This is a genomic window from Actinacidiphila sp. bgisy160 (assembly GCF_057707815.1).
On sequence record NZ_JBYIQW010000003.1, the window covers coordinates 113,435 to 135,796 of the forward strand.

Consider the following 22,362-nt stretch of genomic DNA (forward strand, 5'->3'; position numbering starts at 1 on the left):
TTAACCGGCCATGTGAGCGATTTGGTCCGATGGTGGACGGGCCATCAGCAGCAGGACCGCGTCGGAGTCGGCCGCCGACATGCAGCGCACGGCCACCCGCAGCCCGCCGACCCCGGGCCCCCGTGGGGCAGCAGCGCCCGCTGGGCGGCCTCGGCCCCCGAGTGCACGGCTGCGCCCGCGGTCGCCGACGGCTCAGGGTTCGCCCGCCACCTCGTCGTCGGCCGCGGGCGCCCCCATCCGGGCGAGCAGCAAGGCGACATCGTCGTCGGGTGACTGGAGCCCGGCGCTCAGGACGACGTCGCAGGTGTCCTCCAGCGTGCGGTGGCGGCTCTTGAGCTTGAGGACGCGCATCAGCGTGCGCAGCCCCACGTCGATCGCCTGCCGGCGGTCCTCGACCAGCCCGTCGGTGAACAGCGCCAGCAAGGTGCCCTCGGCGAGCTTCCGCTCCACCGTGCGGAAGCGGATCCCGCCGACGCCCAGCGGTACCGCGCTGGGCAGGTCGATCAGCTCGGCGCGGCCGCCGGGCGGCACCAGCACCGGCGGCAGGTGCCCGGCGGTGGAGAACTGGCAGCGGCCCGTGGCGGGGTCGCAGACGGCGTAGACGCAGGTGGCGATGAAGTCGCCCTCTGCGCTGCCGGTGATGCTGTCCAGGTGCGCCAGCACCTCGTGCGGCGGCAGGTCGAGCCGGGCGAAGGCCCGGGTCGCCGTGCGCAGCTGGCCCATGATGGCGGCCGCGTGCAGGCCCTTGCCCATCACGTCCCCGACGATCAGCCCGACCTTGCCGTCCCGCAGCTGCAGGACGTCGTACCAGTCCCCGCCGACCTCCCGGACGGCGGGGATGTAGCGGGCGGAGATCTCCATCCCGTCCACACGCGGCGGCTCGTGCGGCAGCAGGCTGCGCTGGAGGGTGAGCGCGGCGTTGCGCTCGCCGGCGTACAGCCGCGCGTTGTCGATGGAGATGGCGGCCCGGGCGGCCAGCTCCACCGCCAGGGTCCGGTCCTCGTCGTCGAAGGGCTTCTGGTTGCGGGTGCGGAACATCCCGACCGCCCCCAGCACCTCGCCGCGGGCGATGAGCGGCGCGGCGAGGTAGGAATGCGCCCCCGCCCGTTTCAGCTGGGCGGCGGCTCGTTCGTCGCGGGCTATGCGGCGCAGCATGCGGCTGCTCACCCGGTGCACGACCACCGGCTGGCCCTCCCGCACGGTCTTGGTGATCAGCCGGTCGCCGGCGTACCGGGCCAGCTCCCCGACCGGGAAGACGGCGCCGATCGCCTCGCCGGACTCGGCGGCGGCGACGGCCAGCGCCCGGAACTCGGCCGACTGCTGGGCGCGCACCTTGGGCACCGGGCCGCCGCGCAGCACCTCGTCCAGGACGTCGACGGTGGCGATGTCGGCCAGCGTCGGCACCACCACCGAGGCCAGCTCCCGCGCGGTCTGCTGCAGGTCCAGCGTGGTGCCGATCCGGGTGCCGGCCTCGGCGATCACCGCGAGCCGGCCGCGGGCCTCGGCGATCTCCTCGGCGGCCTGGTGGCGCTCGGTGAAGTCCGCGATCGAGGCGGCCAGGCCCAGCACCCGCCCGGTGGGGTCCTGGATCCGGTAGTACGAGATCGACCAGGTGTGGTCGTGCTCCTGGTCGGCGTAGGTACTGACCACCGTCTCCATGTCCAGCAGCGGCTCCCCGGTCTCCAGCACCTGCCGCATCCGGGCCTCGATCGCCCGGAACTCCGAGCCCCGCGAGATCTCGCGCACCCGGCGCCCGATCATGGCGGCCGCGGGCAGGCCGTGCAGCTCCTCCATGGCCCGGTTGACGCGCACGATCCGCAGGTCGGTGTCGAAGACGGCCAGCCCGATGGGGGACTGGTCGACGAGGCTGCTGGACAGCGCCATGTCCGTCTCCACGCGCCGCACCGTGGACAGGTCGGCGCCCAGGCCCAGCGCGTAGAGGCCGCCGTCCACGTCGTGCATGCGCATGTTGCGGAACTCGACGTCCCGGGTCGTGCCGTCGGCGTGCACGATCGGGAACACGCCCTGCCAGATCGCACCCGCCATGACCTGCTTGAACAGCTCGGTGACCAGCTCCAGCTTCTCCGGCGCCACCAGCAGCAGCCCGGCGTTCTGGCCGAGGGCCTCGGCCGCCGAGTAACCGAACAGACGCTCGGCCTCCGGGCTCCACAGCACGATGTGGCCGGTGCGGTCCAGCACCATCGCCGCGACCTGCAGGAGGTCGAGCAGCCCCCCGGGCGGGGCGGCCCCTGGACTCGGCCGGGCCTCCCTGCCCGTGCCGGGCGGCGGCGGATCGTGCGCGCGCATGGCCTCCTCGTGAGCCCTCGCAGAGCTCTCACATCATCGCTAGGGGATATTTTCGCACCGAGTCACCGGGGGCGCCGCCCTTCCCACACAAATGAGCGAGGGCGCCCTTCCCGCAGGAAGGACGCCCTCTCGCTGTGCGCCGCCAGGGACTCGAACCCCGAACCCGCTGATTAAGAGTCAGCTGCTCTGCCAGTTGAGCTAGCGGCGCTCACCGACAGAGAGGATCCTACCTGACCAGCGGGGGTGCTTCCGACCGCGTCCTCCAGGAGTGCCGGATCGTCGTCCAGCCAGCCGAGGCGGACCATTCTCACCCCGGCCTGGAAGCGGCTGTCGGCCCCTATCTGCTGCATCAGCTCGGCCACTATCCGCCGCACCGTCCGGTCGGACAGGCCCAGCTTGCGGCCGATGGCCTCGTCCGTCAGCCCCGACGCGAGCAGCCGGACGACCTCCCGGTGCCGCGCGGCGGGCGCGGCGCCGACGTCGTCGGTGAACAGGTCGGAGGCCGCGGCCCAGCAGTGCTCGAACATCTGCCGCAGCACGGCCACCATGGCGGGGCTGCGCAGGACCATGGCGGAGCCCTCGGCCCCCTCGCCGGCCCGGTCGTCCAGGCCCAGGGCCGGCACGACGGCGAGCGTGTGGTCCACGATGATCAGCTTCATGGGCAGCGTCGCCGCCGTCCGCACTTCGCCGCCGTCGTTGGCGTAGGTCCGCAGGTGGGCGCGGACGTTCGGCACGGCCGCCGCGGTGGCGAGGTAGATCGATCGCTGCCGGACCCCGCGGTTGAACAGTTCGCGATTGCGGTCGTCGGCTTTGAACAGGGGAATCTCCCCCGGCACGGTGGGGTGCATCGAGAGGATCTCGGTCGTGGCGGTGCTGGCCCCCTCGTCGAGGATCGCGGCGATCTGCGCGGGCTGGGCGGCGACTTCGATCCGGGCCTCGGCCAGGTGCCGCATGTGCACCGGCTGGAATTCACCGGCCACTTGGCTGAGCGCGGCGTGCGCGTCCGTGATCGTCCTGACCAGTTCCTCGGTACGGCGCCGGCTGCCCTCGACCAGCTGCGCCATCGCCGTCGCGGGGGAGTGCACCGACCAGCCGCTGCGGGAGGAGGGGAACCTGGTCGTGAGGCCGAAGGACGCGAGCGTGTGCAGGGCGTCGTCGAGTTCGGCGCGGGACCAGCCGGTGAGCGAACAGACGCTTTCCGGTGTCCAGTCGGCGTCGGCCAGCGCCAGGGCGTAGAGTTCCTGCGCCCGGGCGCGCAGAAGGTCGTCGTCGGTCACTGCACGCACCCCCAATGCTTCACGTCACCCCCGGCTTCGATCAGGTTAAGGGGCGGGGCTCGTGTATGGACCCTTCGGGGCCCATCCGGTCCCATGTGTCCGCATAGGGCCATGTCCGAATCCGGAACGCGAAAACTACAGACCAGCGGCTTGTGATCCGACAGAATTCAGTCAGCCGTACGGTTCCTCCAGACCGGAGTAGCGCCCTCGGTCCCGTAAAACCCCAGCTCACACCTCCTGGACAGGCCTGCCATGTCATCGATTCGCCGCAACGTCATTCGTGCCGTAGTGGGTGTCGTCGCCGCCATCTCCTTGGGGCTGATCGGAGCGGCTACAGCTTCCGCACAGCCCATGCCCGGTGACCTCACCTGGGCGGTCGCCAACGACCTCACCTGGTAAATCCGGCGGGCAGACCCCCGAAGACAACAACACCCCCCATATAGCCACACCCCCTCCCCCCACGCTGATGGGCCCGGCATACCTCCCCCCTCTTGCCGGGCCCCTCAGCATGCCCACGCGCGGGGGGCGGCGGGTATCCGCCACGGCGGTTTCACGCCGCACGGAAGCGGTGCGCAAGCGGTTTCCGCGCCGGTGGACCTCCTGTGCATGGCATTCGCCCACCCTCCAAGTGCCCAGAGCGCACGACCTGTTCGGGGTGCCCGCCATGCCGTGCTGACCGCGACCGCCACCGCGTGCGCGCTGGTCGGTGGCACCCTTCTGCTGCCCGCCACGACCGCCGCGGCAGCCCCTGCCCAGGACGGGGCGGCGTCCGTGCCGCGCGCCGTCGACCACGACATCACCCTGGTCGCCGGTGACGTCGTGCACTTCACCGACCGCACCGGTACCGCGCAGGACGCCGTCACCGTGGACCGCCCGAAGGGCGCGACCGGGGGCGTGAAGATCCGGCAGAGCGGCGGCGGCACGGTCGGGCAGGAGATCGTCCGGGCGTTCGGCCTGGGCTGACGGGTCCGGTTCCGCGGTCGGAGGGGGTGGTCACGAGCACCCCCTCCGACCCCGTATGATTGTCCTGAACGCGCCGCTAGCTCAACTGGCAGAGCAGCTGACTCTTAATCAGCGGGTTCGGGGTTCGAGTCCCTGGCGGCGCACAGCATGAGGGCGCCCCTCCTCCGGGAGGGGCGCCCTTCGTGGTGTTCCGGTGTACGGCGCGTGCCGGGCGGCCTCAGATGGCCAGCGACAGCAGCACCGGCGCCGCGCGTTCGTTGAGCGTGTCGGCCGCGCCCTTGAGGCGGTGGGCCTGGGTGACGGGGAGGGAGAGGGCGAGACAGCCGACCGTCTTCCCGACGGTGATCGGGATGGCGGCGCAGACCGTTCCGATCGCGTACTCCTGCAGGTCCAGGGTCGGGGCGCTGGCCGGCTGGCTCTCCAGTTTGGTCAGCAGCACCTTCTCGCTGATCGTGGTCCTGGAGGTGAGCCGTACCGTCTTGTGCCGGGACAGGTGGTCGCGGCGCCCGTTGTGGTCGAGCTGAGTGAGCAGGCACTTGCCGACCGCGCTGGCGTGGGCGGCGGAGCGGAAGTCCACCCACTCGTTGACCTTGGGCGCTTCCGGGCCGTCGGCGAAGTCGATGATCTTGACCTCTCCGTCGTCGTAACGGCTGAAGTAGACGGCTGCTCCGACCTCGTCGCGCAGTGCCGCCAGGATCTTCTTGATCTTCTCGCCGAGCGCCAGGTCGCGGCTGGCGCTGCCGAGCAGGACCAGCGATTCACCGACCGCGTAGCCGCCGCCGGGCAGGGCGTTGAGATAGCGCTCGCGATTGAGCATGGCCAGGAGCTGACCGAGGTAACCGATGGGTACCCCGATCTCGCGGGCGAGCTGCTCGGCGGTGACGCCGTTCCTGTGCTTGTCCACGGTCTCGAGCACGCGAAGCGCGTGCTGGACCGCGTAGACCGGCGCGACCTGTCGGTGCTCAAGCGCCACGGTGTCCCCCTACAGGTGTGACCGTTTGCGTCCTTGCTGTAGCTGCTGGTCACGACTGCCGGGCGCGGCAGGCGTGTCCGGCAGCTGGGCCGCATTCCACGATAGCCTCAATGTGCTTTCCCGTAGAGCCCGTTGGAGCTTTATGTAGGGGGCGGCAGGCGTATACGCAGGAACGGGCCACTCTGGCATATGCCAAAGGCACGGACCAATTTTCCGCGGAGCACGCATTGAGGAATTCCCGGGTCCCGGCATGCTCCGGGGAACCGAGGATCCGCTCCGGCGGACCAGCACCTCCGTCGCGGCGCCCTCGTCGGTGCGGGCCGGCCGGCGCGGCGAGTTCCGGTCGGCGCGCGGGCGTCGATCCGCCCGGCGAGCGGCGCGTCCGCCCTGTCCTACTGCGGCCAGGGACCTCACCGAGGTCAGCGGCCCCCCGGCGCCGACCACGTCGACGGCCGTCAGGGCCGGTATGAGCGCGCCGAAGTCGGTGAGCGTGGGCCGCAGTTCCGGTACGCCGAGTCGGTGACCATGCCAGGGCCGCGCCTCCCCGGCGCAGTGGGGGCATCCATGCGAATCTGGTGGGGTACCCGATGTCCGGAACGTCCGCGGGAGGCAGGGAGCTGCCATGAGCGACAGCACCGAAGGGAACGGCAAGCGCGAGCAGCTGGTCGTGGAGCGGGTGCCGAAGGCACTGCTCGTCGGCGGCCACTGGCGGCCCGCGAGCGACGGGCGCGAGTACGAGGTGGAGGACCCGTCGACCGCGCGACCGCTGTGCGCCGTGCCGGACGCCGGGGCCGAGGACGCCAAGGTGGCGATGGACGCCGCGGCCGACGCGCAGGAGGGATGGGCGGCCACGCCGCCGCGTGACCGCGGGGAGATCCTGCGCCGGGCCTACGAGCTCATCGTGGAGCGGCAGGAGGAACTCGCCCTGCTGATGACCCTGGAGATGGGCAAGCCGGTCGCCGAGTCCCGCGGCGAGATCCTCTATGCCGCCGAGTTCTTCCGCTGGTTCTCCGAGGAGGCGGTGCGGATCGAGGGCGGCTGGCGCACCGCGCCCGACGGCTACGGCCGGATCTGGGTGATGCGCCAGCCCGTGGGCCCGGCGCTGCTGATCACCCCGTGGAACTTCCCCATGGCGATGGGCACCCGCAAGATCGGCCCCGCCGTCGCCGCGGGCTGCACCATGATCGTCAAGCCGGCCCACCAGACGCCGCTGTCCATGCTCGCCCTCGCCGAGATCCTCGGGCAGGCCGGGCTGCCGGACGGCGTGCTGAACGTCCTCACCAGCTCAAGGCCCGCGGAGATCAGCGGCCCCCTGACGGAGGACCCGCGCCTGCGCAAGCTCTCCTTCACCGGCTCCACGGGCGTCGGGCGGAAGCTCATCGAGCTCAGCGCGCGGCAGGTGCTGCGGACCTCCATGGAGCTGGGCGGCAACGCCCCCCTCATCGTCTGCCGTGACGCGGACCTGGAGAAGGCCGTGGAGGGCGCGGCCATCGCCAAGATGCGCAACATCGGCGAGGCCTGCACGGCGGCCAACCGGATCTACGTCCACCGCGACCTGGCCGAGGCCTTCACCGGGCGCCTCGCCGAGAAGCTGGGCTCGATGGTGGTCGGCCGCGGCACCGAGCCCGGCACCCAGGTCGGGCCGCTCATCGACGGCGCCGGCCTGGACAAAGTGGATGGCCTGGTGCGGGACGCCGTCTCGGCCGGGGCCCGCGCGGTCACCGGCGGTGCCCCGCTCGCCGACCGCCCCGGGTACTTCTACCCGCCGACCGTACTGGCCGACGTGCCGCCGGATGCGGCGATGCTCCGGGAGGAGATCTTCGGCCCCGTCGCGCCGGTCGTCACCTTCGAGGACGACGAGGAGGCGATCCGGCTGGCCAACGACACCGTGTTCGGACTGGTCGGCTACGTCTTCACGGAGAGCCTGCGGCGCGGGATCCGCTACGCCGAGGAGCTGGAGACGGGCATGCTCGGTCTGAACAAGGGCGTCGTCTCCACCCCCGCGGCGCCCTTCGGCGGGGTCAAGCAGTCCGGGACCGGCCGCGAGGGCGGCGCCGTGGGGATCGACGAGTACCTGGAGATCAAGTACGTGGCCGTGGACGTCTAGGGTCCGGCCCGAGCGGACCGGGCGGGGCGTGGGCGGGGCCCACGCCACCGGTCAGGCGCCGCCCGGCAGGCCGTACGCGTCGGCGACCAGCTCGTAGGAGCGCAGCCGTGCGGAGGGGGTGTGGGCGTTGGCCGTGAGCATCAGCTCCTGCGCCCCCGTGCGGCGCACCAGCGCGTCCAGGCCGTCCCGGACCGCGTCCGGTGTGCCGTACACCACGTTGCCGAGCCAGGCGCCGACGAAGTCCCGCTCGGCCGGGCTGAAGTCGTACGCCTCCGCTTCCTCCGGGGACGGGACCAGGCCCGGGCGCCCCATGCGCAGGCGCAGCATGGCCAGGGCGCCGCTGAGCACCTGCCGGTGGGCGTCCTTCTCCTCCTCCGCCGCCAGTGCCGCCACGCCGATCAGCGCGTAGGGCTCGTCCAGCACCTCCGAGGGCCGGAAGGACCTGCGGTACATCTCCAGCGCGGGTTCGGTGTTCGCCGCGGAGAAGTGGTGCGCGAAGGCGAAGGGCAGCCCCAGGGCCGCGGCCAGCCGGGCGCTGAAGGTGCTGGAGCCGAGCAGCCAGATCGGCGGCCGCGCGGGGGACTGCACGCCGCCCGGAACGGTGCCCTGCACGGGACCGGGGATGGCGTGGATGCGTGCGTAGGGGTGGCCGTCGGGGAAGTCGTCGTCCAGGAAGCGGATGAGCTCGGTCAGCGCCTGCGGGAACTCGTCGGTGCCCTCGTTCAGCCGGTCGGTGCGGCGCAGCGCGGCGGCGGTGGCGCCGTCCGTGCCCGGGGCGCGGCCGAGTCCGAGGTCGATCCGGCCCGGTGCCAGGGCCTCCAGGGTGCCGAACTGCTCGGCGATGACCAGCGGCGCGTGGTTGGGCAGCATGACGCCGCCGGAGCCGAGGCGTATGCGCTCGGTGTGGGCGGCGAGGTGGGCGAGGATCACGGCCGGCGAGGAGGACGCGACCCCGGGCATCGAGTGGTGCTCGGCGACCCAGTAGCGGTGGTAGCCGCGGGCCTCGGCGAGCCGGGCCAGCGCGACACCGGCGGCCAGGGCGTCGCGCGCGGTCAGTCCGCTGCCGACGCCCGCCAGGTCGAGGACGGAGAGCGGGACGGGTGCGCTGCCGAGGGCGGTGCCTCGTACCGGGTCGTTCGTGTCCACGTGCCTGCGTCGCCTCCTGCGGCCGGTGCCTTGCCTACGGCAACGGGCAACCGGCGTGCGGCTCCGGCTATTCCCCGGGTCCGGTGCCGGGTCCTGCGCCGGGGCCTGCGCCGAGGCCGGGCCCGTCGGCCGGCCCGTAGCCGCGCAGCGCCGCGATCCCCTCGGCCGGCACGGGCCGCGAGTACAGCCACCCCTGACCGGTGTCGCAGCCGATCCGGCGCAGCCGCTCCGCCTGCTCGGCGTTCTCCACGCACTCGGCGGTGACGGTCAGCCCGAGCCGGTGGGCGAGCTGCACCAGTGCCTCGACGATCGTCTCGTCGGCCGGATTTGGGTGCAGGCTGTCGCGGAAGCCGCGTACGAAGCTGCCGTCGAGCTTGAGCGCGGAGACGGGCAGCCGGCTGAGGTAGGCGAGGTTGGAGTAGCCGGTGCCGAAGTCGTCGATGGCGATGCGCACGCCCATCTCCTGCAGGGCGTGCAGTGCCTGCAGGGGCCGGCCTGCCGAGCCCATCACCGCCGACTCGGTGAGCTCCAGCTGCAGCAGCCCGGCGGGCAGCCCGGTGTCGTCGAGGATCTCCGCGACGTCGGCGACCAGGTCGGAGTCCCAGACCTGGCGCACGGCGACGTTGACGCTGACGAAGATCGGGTCGTCGGGCCAGTCCTTCTGCCACTGCCGGGCCTGGCGGCACGACTCGGCGAGCACCCAGCGGCCGAGCTGGACGATGGAGCCGTTCTCCTCCGCCAGCGGGATGAACCGGTTCGGCCCGAGCAGCCCGAAGTGCGGGTGCCGCCAGCGCACCAGGGCCTCCACCCCGCGCAGGCAGCCGCTGCCGAGTTCCACCAGGGGCTGGTACTCCAGCGCGAACTCCCCGCGCTCCACGGCCTGCCGCAGGGTGCTGGACAGCGCCTGCTTGGTCATCCGGTGGGCGTTGCGCTCGGGGTCGAAGAGCGTCCAGCGGGCCTTGCCGTCGGCCTTGGCCCAGTACAACGTGGTGTCGGCGGCCTGCATGATGCCCGTGGCGGTGGCCCCGGCGGCCTCCCGCTCGACGACACCGATGCTGGCCGAGACCGCCAGGCGCTGCCCGGCGAGGTCGAACGGCAGCTGCAGCGCGGTGAGTACGGATTCGGCGAGCCCGGTGGCCTGCCCGGTGCCGGTGGAGTCCTCGACGAGGACGGCGAACTCGTCGCCGCCCAGCCGGGCGACGAGCGTCCCGCTCCGCCCGAGGCGGGCCGCGCAGTCCGACAGCCGGCCGGCTACGGCCTTGAGCAGCCGGTCGCCGACCCGGTGGCCGAGGGTGTCGTTGATGGCCTTGAAGCCGTCGAGGTCGAGGTAGCACAGGCCGATCCGGCCGGTGCGGCTGTCGGCGCCCTCCAGCGCGGTGGCGAGCCGCTCGAAGAACAACTGCCGGTTGGGGAGCCGGGTGACCGGGTCATGCATCCGCAAGTGGCGTAGCTGCTCGCGCAGTTCGCGGGTCTCGCCCAGGTCCTCCACCGACATCAGGACGCCGCCGGGGACGGGCACCACGACGACCTCGGCCCAGACCGTGCGCCCGTCCGGCCCGCGCACGGTTCTGGTACGGCGCAACTCGCCGCGCCTTCCGGTCAGCACGTCCTCGTACTCGGCGTACTCCGGGCTCTCCGCGAGCGGGGGCACCTCGCCGCCGGCGCCGGCGAGGCCGACCAGCTCCGCCGCGGGGCGGGTGGTGAGCAGCAACGGGTCCGCGCCGAGCAGCGCGCCGAGTGCCGGATTGGCCTCGCGCACCCGGCCGTCGGAGTCGACCAGTGCCATCGGCAGCCGGGCCACGTTGAAGGCGGCGCGGTAGTCGCGTACCTCCGAGGCTGTCCGTTCCGGGGCCGAGACGTGACGTTGAGTGACCGTCGTGGCCGTCGCCTCGGGTTCGAGGTCCGGGCCTCCCGAGGGTGCGCCCACCGCTGGCTCCCGCATAGCTGTCGTCTCGCACATGTGGTCGTGGAGGAATCGAATGACCGCCAAGAGGCGGCGTTCATGCTGGAAATGTGCCGATCATAGACGTTGCGGAATTGCCGCTGCCACCGCCGTCGTGGTGATTCTCGGCACGCCGGATGCGATCTTGATCATTTGTGTTTGGCCGCTGAATTCCATTGACCGCTTTTCGTCACTCATTACGCACTGTAGTGATCGGACGGTCACCCGAGCGGCTCATCATAACGGGGCAAAACATAGCAAACCGTAGCAGCGTGATGTGGGCGTCCCGACCCCGTACGAGAGGTCCACGTGCCGCTGTCAGGGCTACCCATACGTGCGCACCGGCGGTTCCGCCGGAGCGTTCGCGGGCATGCCCCCGACGGGCTCCGGGCGGTCGTCGCCGCCGTCAGCGTCTTCGCGGCCGTTGTCGCGTGGACGCTGGTCACCGGCCCCGCGGCCGGGGGTTCCGACTCCTCGCTGTGCGCCCTGCCGCGGACCCGGGCACACCACTCCGAGGGCGTCAGCGGCTGGAACCAGGCCTATCCGCGGGCCCGCGGCGATGTTGACGCCCTGATGGTGTTCCTGGCGTTCCCCGACGCCGCCCCCACCATCAGTCCCGGCGAACTGGCGGCCGATCACTTCCCGGCCACCACGAACTTCTTCGCCCGGGCCTCGTACGGCACCTTCCGGCTGCGGCCGCGCATCCTGCCGCACTGGCTGCGCATGCCCGCGGCGTCCACGGCGTACGGCATCGGCCGGGACTGGAGCCCCGCCCTGCGCGCCCGCTACCTGCGGGACGCCGTGGTGGCGGCCGACGGGCAGGTGGACTTCTCCCGGTACGGGGTCGTCTACCTGGTCGCCGACCCCGACGCGCCCGGCGTCGACCCGGACGCCACCAAAGTGGTCAACCTGGGCAGACCGGTCCGCGTCGACGGCACGGACCTGCACCGCTTCGTCACCGTCTTCGAGGGCCACCCGCCGGACATCAACGTGCTGGCCCACGAGACCGGGCACGCCTTCGACCTGCCCGACCTCTACTACCGGCCGCCCCTGGGCAGCAACGCCGACTGGGACACCCACGTCGGCGACTGGGACCTCATGGGCAGTCAGTTCGGGCTGGCCCCGGACTTCTTCGCCTGGCACAAGTGGAAGCTGGGCTGGCTCGGGCCGTCCCAGGTCCGCTGCGTCACCGAGGGCGGCACCCACACCTTCCGCCTGAGCCCCGTCGAGCGGCCCGGCGGCGTCAAGCTGCTGGTGCTGCCCGCGGGCGTGGAAGGTGTCGTCGCCATCGAGGCCCGCGCCGCCCTCGGCAACGACCGCCTCACCTGCGGCCAGGGCGTGCTGATGTACCGCGTCCGGGCCGACGTCTCGTCGGGCGACGGCCCCGTCGACGTCGTCGACGCCCATCCGGGCAGCGGCGCCTGCTGGGAGTCCTCGGTGTACCCGCCGCTCGCCGACGCGCCGCTGCGGCCGGGGGAGACCTACGCCCTCGGCCGGTCGGCGCGCGTCCACGTCGCCGATCGCCACTCCGACGGATCCTGGACCGTCCAGGTCACCCAGGGCTGAGGCGATGCGCGGTCCCCGGGCGCTCGCGGTCCTGGCCTCGCTGCTCCTCTTCGCCGCCGGCGGCACCGCCGCCACCGAGGGGGCGCCCGCGGCGGCCCCGCCGGCCGACCGTCCCTGTGCGCTGCGAGCAGCGCCGGGCGTCACGATGTCCGAGGGGTTCGGCGGCGCGGACGGCCGTCAGTTCGCCCGTGCCACCGGCGAGGTGCGGGCGCTCACCCTGCTTGTCGACTTCCCCGACAAGCGCGCCCCGTACAGCGCCGCCGAGCGCTACCGCGAGTTCTTCCCCGCCGTGCGGCACTGGTTCTACCGCGCCTCGTACGGGAAGCTGCGCTACGTCTCGACGCCGGTGCTGCGCTACATCCGCATGCCGCGGCCCTTCCACTCCTACGGGATAGGGCGCGGCTACGGCTGGCGTACGCACACGGCCATGATGCGGGACCTGCTGCGCGTCGCCGACCGGAAGATCGACTTCTCCGGGTACGACCTGGTCAACGTCCTCGTCACGCCCAACGCCGGGCCGCCCGCCGAACAGGCCGTCCTCTCGGTGACCTGGACCGGCGCCTCGGCCGCCACCACCGACGACGGCACCAGCCTGGACCGGGTCTCGCTGGTCTACGGCCACGACCAGTCCGGCGCCCGGGTGCTGGGCCACGAGAACGGCCACGCCTTCGGGCTCCCCGACCTGTACTCCGTGAAGGACTTCGGCCACACCGACACCCTCGCGGGCCAATGGGACAGCATGTCCCTGGACTGGGGGCTGCAGGGCGATCTCTTCTCCTGGCACAAATGGCGCCTGGGGTGGCTCGACGACTGGCAGGTCGCCTGCGTCCGCGACCCGGGCGCCCGCTCGGTGCACCTCACGCCGGTCGAGGTGCCGGGCGGCCGCAAGGCGGTCGTCATCCCCCTCGGCCGGACCCGCGCGTACGTCGTCGAGGCGCGCGCCGCCCGCGGCAACGACAGCGAGGCCTGCCGCGAGGGGGTGCTGATCTACCAGGTGCGCACCGACGTCGATTCCGGGCAGGGGCCCGTCGCCGTCGAGGACGCCCATCCGCGCACCACCGCCTGCGAGTACAGCAGCGCCACCTTCAACGCCCTCAACGACGCCCCGTTCTCCTCCGGTGGCCGCTTCACCGACCGCGCCCGCGGCCTCACCGTCGACGTCCTCGGCCGTGACCCGGACGACGAGGGCTGGACCGTGCGGATCACCACCTCGCGCCCGCTGTGGGACGGCCCGTAGCGCATACGACGGGACGCATGACGAAGGCGCCCTTCCCGTAGGAAGGACGCCCTCTCGCTGTGCGCCGCCAGGGACTCGAACCCCGAACCCGCTGATTAAGAGTCAGCTGCTCTGCCAGTTGAGCTAGCGGCGCTCGCTGACGTCGTAGACATTAGCATCCGCTTGCGGGCGGGTGAAAATCGATAATCAACCGGCCTCGGCTCGGGCAGCCCGGACGCAGGCCCACAGCAGCACGTCGGCCCCGGGGAGCCACGGACGGCGTGTGTCGGGGGCGACCAGCCAGCGGGAACGCCCGTGGCCGGTGTCGCCGTACGGCGGGGGCAGGGCCACCGAGTCCCCGTCGCCGTGGCACAGCACCGGCGGCAGCCTCAGCCCCCACTCCTCCCAGGCCAGCAGCGAGGGGAGGCGCGTGGCCGTGCCCGGCTCGGCGAGCAGCAGCACCCGGCCGCGCAGCACGGCGGCCGGACCGGAGCCGGGGCCCGAGGACCACAGGTGCTCCAGGACCCGGCGCCCGAACAGGGCCGGCAGATTCACCGCGTCGAAGGCCGTGCCGCAGGGCAGCGCGCTCGGCGCCGTGGGCCGTGCGGACCACAGGGCCCGCACGCTGCGCGGGAAGGCGCTGGCGGAGGCCAGCCAATCGGCCCCGTCAGGGGTGGGGTACTGCGCGTACGGATATGGGCGGGAGGCGGACTCCGGCACGCCCCCCGGCCATGTGTGCCACTGCCAGTCACTCATGACCCATACAACTACCGTGAGTGAACGTTTCGCTACGCGACATCACGCGAAGGCCGGACACGCCTGCCATGTGTCGGGTACCGTGCCCCGCACGCATATGCCACGTGCGTCGTCAGGACAGCGCTGCGTCCCCGCCCCGCATCAGGCCCTCGCCGAACTCGATCATCCGCTTGGCGTAGTCCTCCGACCAGCCCGCCTGCTCGCCGATGGCGGCGGGAGTCAGCCGGTCGAAACGCTTGGGGTCGGCGAGCTGGGCCGCGGCTATGGCCTGGAACTCCGTCGCCCGGTCCGCGGCCGCGCGGAAGGCGAGGGCGAGCTCCGAGGAACGGGCCAGCAGCGCCCTGGGGTCCTCGATGGACTCCAGGTCGAAGAAGTGCTCCTCGTCCTCGGCCAGGGCGGCGGGCTCGAACAGCAGCTGGGCGGGTTTCAGGCGCGGGGCGGGCTGCTTGTCCGCCGCGCTGTGAGCCGACTGCGGCTCGGACATGAACGTACCTCCAGGATCGTCAGCGCCTTCCATTGTCCCGCCCCGCGCAAGAGTGCCCGGAGCGGACGGCGGGCGGGCTACGGCCGCCAGGTCACGCGGTGCTCGGACAGATGGGCCAGCACCGCGTGGTTGGCCTCCCAGCCGTCCGGGAACTTCACGGTCACGCCGAGCTGCACCGGCTCCGTCGAGGGGTGCTCGTCCAGCAGCTCCGAGACCCCCGCCCGGCACACCACGATGCACGCGTGCCGGTGGCGCGAGGCCAGCACGCACAGCCGCCCGGTCTCCAGGTGGAACGCGGTGGCGTCGGGACGTCCCGACAGGGGGTGCAGCACCACGGTGACGTCGAACTCCCGGCCCTGCAGCCGGTTGGCGGTGTCGACGGTGACCCCGGTCACGCCCAGGTCCGCCAGCGCCGCGCGGACCGCTGCCGCCTGGTCCCGGTGGGCGGTGCCCACGGCGATCCGGTCCGGGCCCACCGGCGCGGTGCCCCGCTCGGAGACCGCCACGCCGCCGCGGTCCAGCAGCCGCCGGACGACCAGCGCGACCGCGCGCACCGCCTCCGGGTCGGTCCGCGGGGTGCGCCGTGCCGGCAGTTCCAGCAGGCCCCAGCCGGACGCGGCGGCCTCGTCCACCACCCGGTCCGGGCCCGAGCCGTCACCGGGCACGCTGAAGGAGAGCCGCCGGTCCCCGTGGTCGGTGCCGCTGCGGAACGGGGTGTAGGGGTAGAAGGCGTGGGAGACCAGCGGCGCGGCGGAGGCCGGCAGCCGCCAGGAGACCGGCAGCCGGTGCTGCGGCAGCCCCGGGTTGTGGGCCAGCAAGGTGACCACCGCGCTCGCCGAGGGGTCATGGCTCAGCCCTGCCCACTGCTCGGCGCCGACCACGCTGAACGGGTCCAGCTGGCCGGGGTCGCCGACGAACAGCGCCCGCTCGAACAGCCCGGCCACCTGCAGCAGCGCGTCCGAGCGCATCTGGTACGCCTCGTCGACGATGGCGTGCCGCCAGGGCTCGGCGTCCTTCACGAAGGCCCACTTCGCGGCGGTGGCGATCACCACCTTGGCCCCGGCGAGGTCGGCCGCCTTGGTCGACTTCAGCACCGCCTCGTGGCGGTCGAGTACCGGGTCCGGCGGCGAGTCGCTGCCGTGGAGCCGGCCGATCGGCAGCTTGGGGTCGGCGGTGGCCAGCCGGTCCACCAAGTCGTCCACCTGCGCGTTGGTCTGGGCGACCACCATCAGGGACTCACCCGCCGCGACCAGCTCCTGGGCGGCGCGCACCACCAGCGTGGACTTGCCGGCGCCGGGCGGCGAGTCGACGACGACGCCGCGGAACGCGCCGTGCAGGGTGTCGTGCAGGATCCGCTCGGTCGCGGTGCCGGCCGCCTGGGCGGCGTCGCTCACCGGGCTCACAGATAGTCCTCCGTGGTCGCGGGGTCAGGGCTCTCGGCGACGGCGGCGACGCCGCCGGCGGTGGCCGCGGTCGTGCCCGCGGTCGCGGCGCCCGGGGGCCCGCCGTGGGTCCACGGGGTGTCCTCCGGATCCGGCAGCCCGGCGCCGCCGCGCGGCGCGTGCTCGAACAACGTCCAGCACACCTCGTCCCCTTCCGCCGGCACCGTGCCGGGATCGGGGACCTTGCCACGGCCCATGCCGTTCACCACCCGCAGGAGCACCGCCCCGGGTCCGGCCCACTCCACGAACTGCGCCTGCTGCGTACGTCCGTCCGGCAGCGCGCGGTAGAGCTTGGCGGCCTCGTCCAGATGCGGCCGGTCCTGTGTGAGGATCGTCACCAGGGGACGCGGCTTGGGCACCTTGCCCTCGCTCATCGCCATCTCCACCCGGTCCACCCGGCCCGCGAAGGCCTCCCCGGCCAGCCGCCGCACGGCCATCACCAGCGGGTCGTCCAGCGCCTCCTGGGCCTCCAGCCGCACCTGCGCGGTCTCCCGGCCGGCGAGCTTCTGCGCCGCCGACACGGCGTCGTCGCGGCGCGGCTGCGGCGGCTCCCCGGCGCGCACACGGTCCCGGTGCGAGGTGTACGACCACCGGTCGCGCTTCCAGCGGTCCGCGACGTGGTCGCCCTCGGGCAGCTCGCGCAGCAGGTCCAGCGACCGCCACACCGCGTCCCAGGTGGGACGCATCTGGCCGGCCAGCAGGTGGGCGATCTCCTCCCCGGCCCCGCTGATCCCGGCGTCGTAGCGGGCGGTGGCCGGGGCGAGCACCGTGTTGTCGAAGACCGGGTCCGTCGCGGGACCGGCGGGCGGGTGAAGCAGCAGACCGTCCGGACCGCGGTGGGACTCCGCCCGGCGGGCCGCCTCGGCGCCCGTCGTGCCGTCCGGAGGGTCGATCCAGGCCAGCAGGGCGCCCAGGTGCTGGTCCTCCAGGTTGCTCTGGCCGGTCGCCCAGTGCCGGGTGAGCAGTTCCGTCGCGGACAGCAGCAGGGCGGAGCCGGGGGTGCGGGCGCGTTCCCCGTAGTGGGTGAGCCAGCGGCCGAGCAGCGGCACCCTGGCCGGCACCGGATGCGGCTCGTCGGGGTCGTCCTCGGTGGTGCGGCGGAAGCGGGTGGAGCGTCCGAGCAGGCGCACGTACTCCACGGCGGGGGCGTTCGCGACCACGATCTGGGGTGCGTCGGCGCAGACCTCCGGCTCTCCCCCGGCCTGGGGGCCGGGCGGCGCCCCCACCCGGGTGCGGGTGGCCGGCTCGGTCTCGGTGTCGTCCGCGTAGGACTCCAGGTAGGGCAGCACGACCTGCGCCAGCTCGGCCAGGAAGGCGAAGCGCAGATCGCGGTCGCGCGGCTGCGGCACCGCCAGCAGCCGGGGCTCGTCCCGGTCCGTGCCGACGAGGGCGCCCAACGGGGCGCCGACCTCGCCCGCGGTGGTCAGCGGGACGAGGACCAGCGGCCGGTCCGACAGATGGCGATGGCGCACCGTCGCGAGCGGTGTCGCCCGGCCGGTCGCCATGGCCTCCGCCCGGGCCAGCACCGAGATCAGCGACATCCCAGCGCCTCCGCCCGCAGGGCCTGCGCCCGCCGCAGCGCGGCGACCGCGGGATCCGTGGGGGTCCCCCCGGCGGAGCCAGGGGGAGGATCGCCCTCGGTGCCCCGCGCGGCCGCCAGCACCTGCTCCACCTCGGTCAGCGCGCCCAGTTCACCGCGCACGCCGCGGCCGAGGACCTCCACCGCGCCGCACGCCCGGGCCTGTTCGCGGCAGTGGAAGGACAACTCGCAACTGGCCAGGCACTCGGGCGCGTACGCCGCGGGCAGCCGGTCCACCGCGTCGGAGAGCTCCGCGGCGGGGCGGGTCGCCGTCCGTCCGTCGTCCGCGAGCCGCAGGTCGAAGGTCGTGCCCTCGGGCAGGGAGGCGGCGATGTCCTCGATCCGGGTCAGCCGGGTCAGCTGCCGCCGCGTGACCGCCAGCTGCTTGCGCACGTCGACGAACTCGGCGGCGGGAAGGTTGGAGAAGTCCTTGGGGCACACCAGCAGCACCCGGTGCTCCGGGGTGCCGAACCCCAGCCGCTCCAGCGCCAGGACGTACACCGCGGCCTGGCGGGCCGCCGCGCCGACCTTCACCGCGTCCGCGGAACCGTCGAGGATGGGGAAGGACTTGACCTCCACCACCGTCCACGAGCCGTCCGGCCGCACGGCGATGGCGTCCGGCTCGAGGTAGACCGGGGAGTCCGCGACCTCGAGCACGAGCAGGGGGTGGTCGAGCAGCGTCCACCGGCCCGCCGCGGTCGCCTCCTTGAGCGCGAGGCGGGTGCGGGCGACCCGGCCCTCGGGACCCGGGGCGGACAGGTCGGGCAGCACGGCCTCGGCGGTCCCGGGCGCGCCCAGCAGGCGCAGCAGTTCGGCGCAGTCGTCGGCCTTCACCCGGGCCTCGAAGGCATGGCCCCGTACGAAGGCGAACTGCGACTGCCCGAAGGGCGCGGGGTTGCCCAGGACGCGCGCCACCGCCGCCTTGTCCACCCCGGCGGCGTCCAGCAGCGCCCGGCGCCGGCACCCGGGGTTCGCGGCGAGCGCCGCCAGGGCGCGCGCGTCCATCGGGCGCGGCACGGTCGTCGGGCCGCGCAACGCGGCCAGCCGCTCTCGCAGATCGTGCGTAGTGCTCACCCGCGCAAGTCTCGCACCCCCCACCGACAGCGTGGGCCACAATGCGGACGCCGGCGGTCCGCGGCCCCGGCCGGAGCCTCAGCGCCGCGGTTCGACCGCCGCTCCGGGGAGGATCCCCACGTCCGCCGGAGCGACGTCGCGGGAGGTCGCGACGACCGTGGAGGAGGCGGGCCGCGGTGTCGCGAACCGGATGCGCGCGGCGTCCCGTATGAGGTCCACCACACGCAGCGCCGGGGGTGCCAGCAGGAGCCCGATCCCCATCACGGCGGCGCCGGCGAGGGCGTCCAGCAGGTAGTGGTTGGCGGTGCCCATGACCACGAGGGCCGTGCCGAGGGGGTAGAGGACGCCCACGGCGCGGACGAAGGACGTGCGTCCGTGGCGCCAGAGCATGATGCCGCACCACAGGGACCAGCCGACGTGCAGGCTGGGCATGGCCGCGTACTGGTTGGTCATCCCGCCCAGCCCGCGCGGCGCGCTCGCCTCCGCGCCCCACCAGCCGTACGAACCGTACTGCGCCATGGTGTCGATGAAGCCGTGGCCGGCCGCCAGCAGCCGCGGTGGCGCGGTGGGCATGAGCGTGAAGCCGATCAGCCCGATGAGGGTGGACACCAGCAGCCAGGTGCGCGCAAGGCGGTAGACGGTCGGCCGCCGGCGCCACAGCCAGACCAGCACCAGTGGGGTGATCAGGTAGTGGAGCGAGGCGTACCAGAAGTCGGCGGGAACACCGAGCGCCCGGTAGCGGCTGAAGAGGGAGTTGATGGAGCGCTCCGGGTCGATGCGGAGCGCGCGTTCGAGGTGGAGTATGGCGATGCCGTGGTCGGCTGCCCGGCCCACGTCGCCGCGTACGAGGAGGCGGCCCGCGGTGTAGAGGCCGTAGACCACCGCGATCAGCGGCAGCTCGGTCCACCAGCGAAGACCGCCCCGGTAGGCGGACGCCCGCGGGGCGGTGATGCTCATGGTCATCCGGCCGTTCTCCCCCCATCTCTCCCTGTGAGAGTCATTTCGGTCTACCGTACGACGTACGCTAACCAACCCGGGCACCGCCCCCGCCTATTCCCTTCACCCCCGATTCGTCCAGGGTTCAGACAGTTGTGCTCGGGAAGACGTGCGAAAAGACGCCCCGCCACCTCGCCGGGTTGCCCGGGAACGCGGGAGAATCAAGGAACCCGCTCAACCCGCCGACCGCTCACCCACGATCCCCCGACCGGACACACATCCCTCATGACTGTCACCCCGCCGGCCCGCTCCCCACGGCGCCGCGTCCCCCGCAACACCTTGAACCCGGACCGCATCCTCGACGCGGCCGTCGCGCTCCTCGACCGCCACGGGCCCGAGGCCTTCACCATGCGCGCGCTCGCCCAGGAGCTCGGCGTCGGCACCATGGCCGTCTACTCCCACTTCAAGGGCAAGGACGAGATCATCGACGCGGTCAACGAACGGCTGCTCGGCGAGATCGAGCTGCCCTCCGGCGGCTCCGGCCCGCCCCGCGGGCAGCTTATTGAACTCTGTGTCGGTGTGTACCGGCTTTTCAGTGAGCACCCCTCCGCGCTCCAGCTGCTGACGAGCCGCCCGCTCCGCGGCGACGAGGCCATCGCCGTCATCGACCGGATGCTCTGCCTGCTGATCGAGGCGGGACTGGACCCGTCCGCCGCCGCGCGCGCCCAGGTGGCGCTGATGCAGTACACGGTCGGCGCCGCGTTGTGGGTGGTGCGCCGCAAACGCGCCGAGTGCGAGGAGGCCGAGGCCGGACTGCGCGAGCGGATCCGCGGCCGGCTCGCCGACCTGCCGCCGGACAGCTATCCCTCGCTCGTGGGGCTGGCCCCCGAGCTGGTCGCCGCGCAGCAGTCCGGCCGCGCGCAGTACGAGGGCGGGCTGTCCGCGCTGCTGGACGGTCTGCTCCGCACCTGAGCGCGCGGCGCGCACGGGAGCGCCCCGGCCGGGGCGGGGTGCTGAACTGCCGGCCGGGGCGCCCGTGTGGGGGGAGGGGGGTGGTCGCGTGCGGCCTCAGCCGCGGTAGGCCGCGAAGGCCCTGGAGAAGGCGCCCGCCTCCTGGACGATCGAACTGCACGTCGCGTCGGCGGCGTTCCTGGCGCCCCCGGCGCACTGCTTGTCCCGCGTGCCCGACCACATCGACAGCCGGCCCAGGCCCTTGGACCGGGCGAAGGTCACCAGCTGCGTCGCGTCGTCGACCTTGAAGACCTCGGTGGCCACGTCGTTCACGCCGATCATCGGGGTGACCGCGACGGCCCTCCAGGCGGCGGCGTCCGACAGGCCGAGCACGCCCTTGAGTTGTCCCTGGGTGGCGGTGGCGGCGTCGATCGCGTAGCCGCCCATGTCGCCGCTGAAGGAGGCGCCGTAGTCCATCGCCATGATGTCGACCGCGGCGATCCGCACCCCGTGGGACCTGGCGTCCGCGAGCAGGCCGACACCGTCCTGGGTGAGACCGGTCGGCATCACCGGCAGGGTGTAGGAGACCTCCAGGCCGCCGTGGCTCGCCTGGAGTCGCGCGATGGCCTGCGCCCGGCGGGTGTTGGCGGCCGTGTCGGCGATGGCGCCGCCCTCGACGTCGAAGTCCACCTTGGTGAGCTGGTAGGTGTCGACGACCTCGGCGTACGCCGCGGCCAGCGCGGAGACCGAGGAACAGGTCGTCGCCAGCTCCGAGCCGGACGCGCCGCCGAAGGAGACCCGGACATCGCCGCCGGCCTTGCGCAGGTCGCCGATCTGGGCCGCGACGCCGTCGTTCGCCAGGTCGCCGACCCCGCCCCACTTGGGCGTGCAGCCGCCGCCGTCGGTGACGAAGGCCAGGTTGTACTGCTTGACGCCGGTCGCCCGGGAGTGGGCGAGCAGGTCGAAGGCCGGGTAGAGCGAGGTGTCGACGTACGGCGCGAAGCCGGCGGAGGACGGCGAGCCGGTGCCCGCGGTGGGGCTCGCGGTCGCGGACGGGGTCGCGGTGGCCGTCGGCGACGCCGTCCTGGTGGGGGTGGCGGTGGGCGTCCTGCCGGAGCCCGGTGCCGTCGGGCTCGCGGTGGCGGTGGGGCGTCCGCTCGGGGAGGCGGTCACGCCGTCGTCGACGGAACATTTCACGCCGTTGATCAGGCAGTTGACCGGGTCGCCCGCCTTCGTGGCGGACTTCGTCACGAAACCGACCTCGGCCGCCTTCCCCGCGGCGATGTCCTGGTTCCAGCTCGCCGGGCGCACGGTGACGTGCTGCCCGGACACCGTGTAGGTGGCGTTCCAGAGCGAGCTGATGCTCGTGCCCGCGGGCAGGTCGAACTTCAGCGTCCAGTCGGAGAGCGTCGCGTCCGAGGAGTTGGTGATCTCGTACCGGCCGGTGTAGCCGGTGCTCCAGTGGCTGGTCCTGCTGTACGCGGCACCGACGGTGGCGGCCTGGGCCGAGCCCGCGAGCGCGAAGGCGCCGGCCGCGGCGACCGCGCCCGCGGTCACACCTGCGAGGAGGGCGGCCTTGCGGGTGGGACGACGACGATGTGAGTTCCTCATGGAGCGGCACGCTAGCGATGCCGATTCAGGCA

At 73.1% G+C, this 22,362-nt stretch carries 20 protein-coding genes and 3 tRNA genes; 9 read left to right on the forward strand and 14 right to left on the reverse strand.

Annotated features, from left to right (window positions below):
• Window positions 1-192 precede the first annotated feature (192 nt).
• From AC3EUJ_RS04990 to AC3EUJ_RS05000, 3 genes are all read right to left on the reverse strand, one after another.
• Window positions 193-2,307: a SpoIIE family protein phosphatase gene (locus tag AC3EUJ_RS04990; protein WP_431959700.1), complete on the reverse strand. Its 2,115-nt coding sequence runs from the start codon at window positions 2,305-2,307 to the stop codon at window positions 193-195.
• Between the two features lie 135 nt (window positions 2,308-2,442).
• Window positions 2,443-2,515: transfer RNA gene (locus AC3EUJ_RS04995), tRNA-Lys, on the reverse strand.
• Window positions 2,478-2,801 (reverse strand): LuxR C-terminal-related transcriptional regulator, encoded by a 324-nt coding sequence (locus AC3EUJ_RS05000; RefSeq protein ID WP_431959829.1) that lies wholly within the window; start codon window positions 2,799-2,801, stop codon window positions 2,478-2,480. The genes AC3EUJ_RS04995 and AC3EUJ_RS05000 overlap by 38 nt, the downstream gene beginning before the upstream one ends.
• Between AC3EUJ_RS05000 and AC3EUJ_RS05005 the strand changes: the two genes are divergently transcribed.
• From AC3EUJ_RS05005 to AC3EUJ_RS05025, 5 genes are all read left to right on the forward strand, one after another.
• Window positions 2,713-3,012 (forward strand): hypothetical protein, encoded by a 300-nt coding sequence (locus tag AC3EUJ_RS05005; protein ID WP_431959701.1) that lies wholly within the window; start codon window positions 2,713-2,715, stop codon window positions 3,010-3,012. The two genes, AC3EUJ_RS05000 and AC3EUJ_RS05005, sit on opposite strands and share 89 nt — an antisense overlap.
• Before the next feature lie 159 nt (window positions 3,013-3,171).
• Window positions 3,172-3,543 carry a hypothetical protein gene (locus tag AC3EUJ_RS05010; protein WP_431959702.1) on the forward strand — a complete coding sequence of 124 codons (372 nt, stop codon included), beginning with the start codon at window positions 3,172-3,174 and terminating at the stop codon, window positions 3,541-3,543.
• A gap of 293 nt (window positions 3,544-3,836) precedes the next feature.
• On the forward strand, window positions 3,837-3,983 hold the full coding sequence (locus tag AC3EUJ_RS05015; protein WP_431959703.1) for a hypothetical protein: 147 nt from the start codon (window positions 3,837-3,839) through the stop codon (window positions 3,981-3,983).
• Between the two features lie 270 nt (window positions 3,984-4,253).
• A complete protein-coding gene (locus tag AC3EUJ_RS05020; RefSeq protein ID WP_431959704.1) occupies window positions 4,254-4,547 on the forward strand; it encodes a hypothetical protein in 294 nt (97 codons plus the stop codon).
• Window positions 4,548-4,617: 70 nt separating this feature from the next.
• Window positions 4,618-4,690: transfer RNA gene (locus AC3EUJ_RS05025), tRNA-Lys, on the forward strand.
• A gap of 74 nt (window positions 4,691-4,764) precedes the next feature.
• Here the strand turns inward: AC3EUJ_RS05025 and AC3EUJ_RS05030 are convergent.
• Window positions 4,765-5,520: an IclR family transcriptional regulator gene (locus AC3EUJ_RS05030; protein WP_431959705.1), complete on the reverse strand. Its 756-nt coding sequence runs from the start codon at window positions 5,518-5,520 to the stop codon at window positions 4,765-4,767.
• Between the two features lie 622 nt (window positions 5,521-6,142).
• Between AC3EUJ_RS05030 and AC3EUJ_RS05035 the strand changes: the two genes are divergently transcribed.
• Window positions 6,143-7,627, forward strand: coding sequence for an NAD-dependent succinate-semialdehyde dehydrogenase (locus tag AC3EUJ_RS05035; protein ID WP_431959707.1), 1,485 nt, complete (start codon window positions 6,143-6,145; stop codon window positions 7,625-7,627).
• A gap of 51 nt (window positions 7,628-7,678) precedes the next feature.
• Here the strand turns inward: AC3EUJ_RS05035 and AC3EUJ_RS05040 are convergent, their stop codons facing one another.
• Together AC3EUJ_RS05040 and AC3EUJ_RS05045 are read right to left on the reverse strand one after the other, a co-directional pair.
• Window positions 7,679-8,773 (reverse strand): LLM class flavin-dependent oxidoreductase, encoded by a 1,095-nt coding sequence (locus tag AC3EUJ_RS05040; RefSeq protein WP_431959708.1) that lies wholly within the window; start codon window positions 8,771-8,773, stop codon window positions 7,679-7,681.
• A 67-nt stretch (window positions 8,774-8,840) separates the two neighbouring features.
• A complete protein-coding gene (locus tag AC3EUJ_RS05045) occupies window positions 8,841-10,733 on the reverse strand; it encodes a putative bifunctional diguanylate cyclase/phosphodiesterase (protein ID WP_431959830.1) in 1,893 nt (630 codons plus the stop codon).
• Between the two features lie 291 nt (window positions 10,734-11,024).
• Here AC3EUJ_RS05045 and AC3EUJ_RS05050 point away from each other — a divergent pair, with 291 nt between their 5' ends.
• Both AC3EUJ_RS05050 and AC3EUJ_RS05055 read left to right on the forward strand, forming a co-directional pair.
• Entirely contained in the window at window positions 11,025-12,281 is a 1,257-nt protein-coding gene (locus tag AC3EUJ_RS05050) for a M6 family metalloprotease domain-containing protein (protein ID WP_431959709.1), read from the forward strand.
• Window positions 12,282-12,285: 4 nt separating this feature from the next.
• Window positions 12,286-13,518, forward strand: a complete 1,233-nt coding sequence (locus tag AC3EUJ_RS05055) for a M6 family metalloprotease domain-containing protein (protein ID WP_431959710.1) — start codon at window positions 12,286-12,288, stop codon at window positions 13,516-13,518.
• A gap of 60 nt (window positions 13,519-13,578) precedes the next feature.
• Here the strand turns inward: AC3EUJ_RS05055 and AC3EUJ_RS05060 are convergent.
• The 7 genes from AC3EUJ_RS05060 to AC3EUJ_RS05090 all read right to left on the reverse strand — a co-directional run bounded on the left by AC3EUJ_RS05060 (window position 13,579) and on the right by AC3EUJ_RS05090 (window position 19,795).
• Window positions 13,579-13,651: transfer RNA gene (locus tag AC3EUJ_RS05060), tRNA-Lys, on the reverse strand.
• Between the two features lie 53 nt (window positions 13,652-13,704).
• Complete coding sequence (locus AC3EUJ_RS05065) at window positions 13,705-14,253, reverse strand: bifunctional DNA primase/polymerase (RefSeq protein WP_431959711.1); 549 nt, start codon at window positions 14,251-14,253, stop codon at window positions 13,705-13,707.
• Window positions 14,254-14,365: 112 nt separating this feature from the next.
• Window positions 14,366-14,737 (reverse strand): hypothetical protein, encoded by a 372-nt coding sequence (locus AC3EUJ_RS05070; RefSeq protein ID WP_431959712.1) that lies wholly within the window; start codon window positions 14,735-14,737, stop codon window positions 14,366-14,368.
• A 77-nt stretch (window positions 14,738-14,814) separates the two neighbouring features.
• Window positions 14,815-16,140 carry an AAA domain-containing protein gene (locus tag AC3EUJ_RS05075; protein WP_431959713.1) on the reverse strand — a complete coding sequence of 442 codons (1,326 nt, stop codon included), beginning with the start codon at window positions 16,138-16,140 and terminating at the stop codon, window positions 14,815-14,817.
• Complete coding sequence (locus tag AC3EUJ_RS05080) at window positions 16,137-17,720, reverse strand: hypothetical protein (protein WP_431959714.1); 1,584 nt, start codon at window positions 17,718-17,720, stop codon at window positions 16,137-16,139. Before AC3EUJ_RS05080 ends, AC3EUJ_RS05075 begins: the two co-directional genes overlap by 4 nt.
• Window positions 17,711-18,763 (reverse strand): hypothetical protein, encoded by a 1,053-nt coding sequence (locus tag AC3EUJ_RS05085; RefSeq protein WP_431959831.1) that lies wholly within the window; start codon window positions 18,761-18,763, stop codon window positions 17,711-17,713. The genes AC3EUJ_RS05080 and AC3EUJ_RS05085 overlap by 10 nt, the downstream gene beginning before the upstream one ends.
• 147 nt (window positions 18,764-18,910) lie before the next feature.
• A complete protein-coding gene (locus tag AC3EUJ_RS05090; protein ID WP_431959715.1) occupies window positions 18,911-19,795 on the reverse strand; it encodes a phosphatase PAP2 family protein in 885 nt (294 codons plus the stop codon).
• 258 nt (window positions 19,796-20,053) lie between these two features.
• Here AC3EUJ_RS05090 and AC3EUJ_RS05095 point away from each other — a divergent pair, with 258 nt between their 5' ends.
• Window positions 20,054-20,740: a TetR/AcrR family transcriptional regulator gene (locus AC3EUJ_RS05095; RefSeq protein WP_431959716.1), complete on the forward strand. Its 687-nt coding sequence runs from the start codon at window positions 20,054-20,056 to the stop codon at window positions 20,738-20,740.
• A 96-nt stretch (window positions 20,741-20,836) separates the two neighbouring features.
• On the opposite strand, the gene AC3EUJ_RS05100 is transcribed toward AC3EUJ_RS05095, so the two are convergent.
• Window positions 20,837-22,330 (reverse strand): cellulose binding domain-containing protein, encoded by a 1,494-nt coding sequence (locus AC3EUJ_RS05100; RefSeq protein ID WP_431959717.1) that lies wholly within the window; start codon window positions 22,328-22,330, stop codon window positions 20,837-20,839.
• Between the last annotated feature and the right edge of the window lie 32 nt (window positions 22,331-22,362).

Bases quoted from the DNA above. Each gene is read 5' to 3' on its own strand.
- AC3EUJ_RS05085 (WP_431959831.1), bottom strand. From the start codon at position 18,763: ATGGACGCGCGCGCCCTGGCGGCGCTCGCCGCGAACCCCGGGTGCCGG.
- AC3EUJ_RS05095 (WP_431959716.1), top strand. From the start codon at position 20,054: ATGACTGTCACCCCGCCGGCCCGCTCCCCACGGCGCCGCGTCCCCCGC.
- AC3EUJ_RS05055 (WP_431959710.1), top strand. From the start codon at position 12,286: ATGCGCGGTCCCCGGGCGCTCGCGGTCCTGGCCTCGCTGCTCCTCTTC.
- AC3EUJ_RS05045 (WP_431959830.1), bottom strand. From the start codon at position 10,733: ATGTGCGAGACGACAGCTATGCGGGAGCCAGCGGTGGGCGCACCCTCG.
- AC3EUJ_RS05005 (WP_431959701.1), top strand. From the start codon at position 2,713: ATGGCCTCGTCCGTCAGCCCCGACGCGAGCAGCCGGACGACCTCCCGG.
- AC3EUJ_RS05080 (WP_431959714.1), bottom strand. From the start codon at position 17,720: ATGTCGCTGATCTCGGTGCTGGCCCGGGCGGAGGCCATGGCGACCGGC.
- AC3EUJ_RS05090 (WP_431959715.1), bottom strand. From the start codon at position 19,795: ATGACCATGAGCATCACCGCCCCGCGGGCGTCCGCCTACCGGGGCGGT.
- AC3EUJ_RS05015 (WP_431959703.1), top strand. From the start codon at position 3,837: ATGTCATCGATTCGCCGCAACGTCATTCGTGCCGTAGTGGGTGTCGTC.
- AC3EUJ_RS05035 (WP_431959707.1), top strand. From the start codon at position 6,143: ATGAGCGACAGCACCGAAGGGAACGGCAAGCGCGAGCAGCTGGTCGTG.
- AC3EUJ_RS04990 (WP_431959700.1), bottom strand. From the start codon at position 2,307: ATGCGCGCGCACGATCCGCCGCCGCCCGGCACGGGCAGGGAGGCCCGG.
- AC3EUJ_RS05100 (WP_431959717.1), bottom strand. From the start codon at position 22,330: ATGAGGAACTCACATCGTCGTCGTCCCACCCGCAAGGCCGCCCTCCTC.
- AC3EUJ_RS05070 (WP_431959712.1), bottom strand. From the start codon at position 14,737: ATGTCCGAGCCGCAGTCGGCTCACAGCGCGGCGGACAAGCAGCCCGCC.
- AC3EUJ_RS05065 (WP_431959711.1), bottom strand. From the start codon at position 14,253: ATGAGTGACTGGCAGTGGCACACATGGCCGGGGGGCGTGCCGGAGTCC.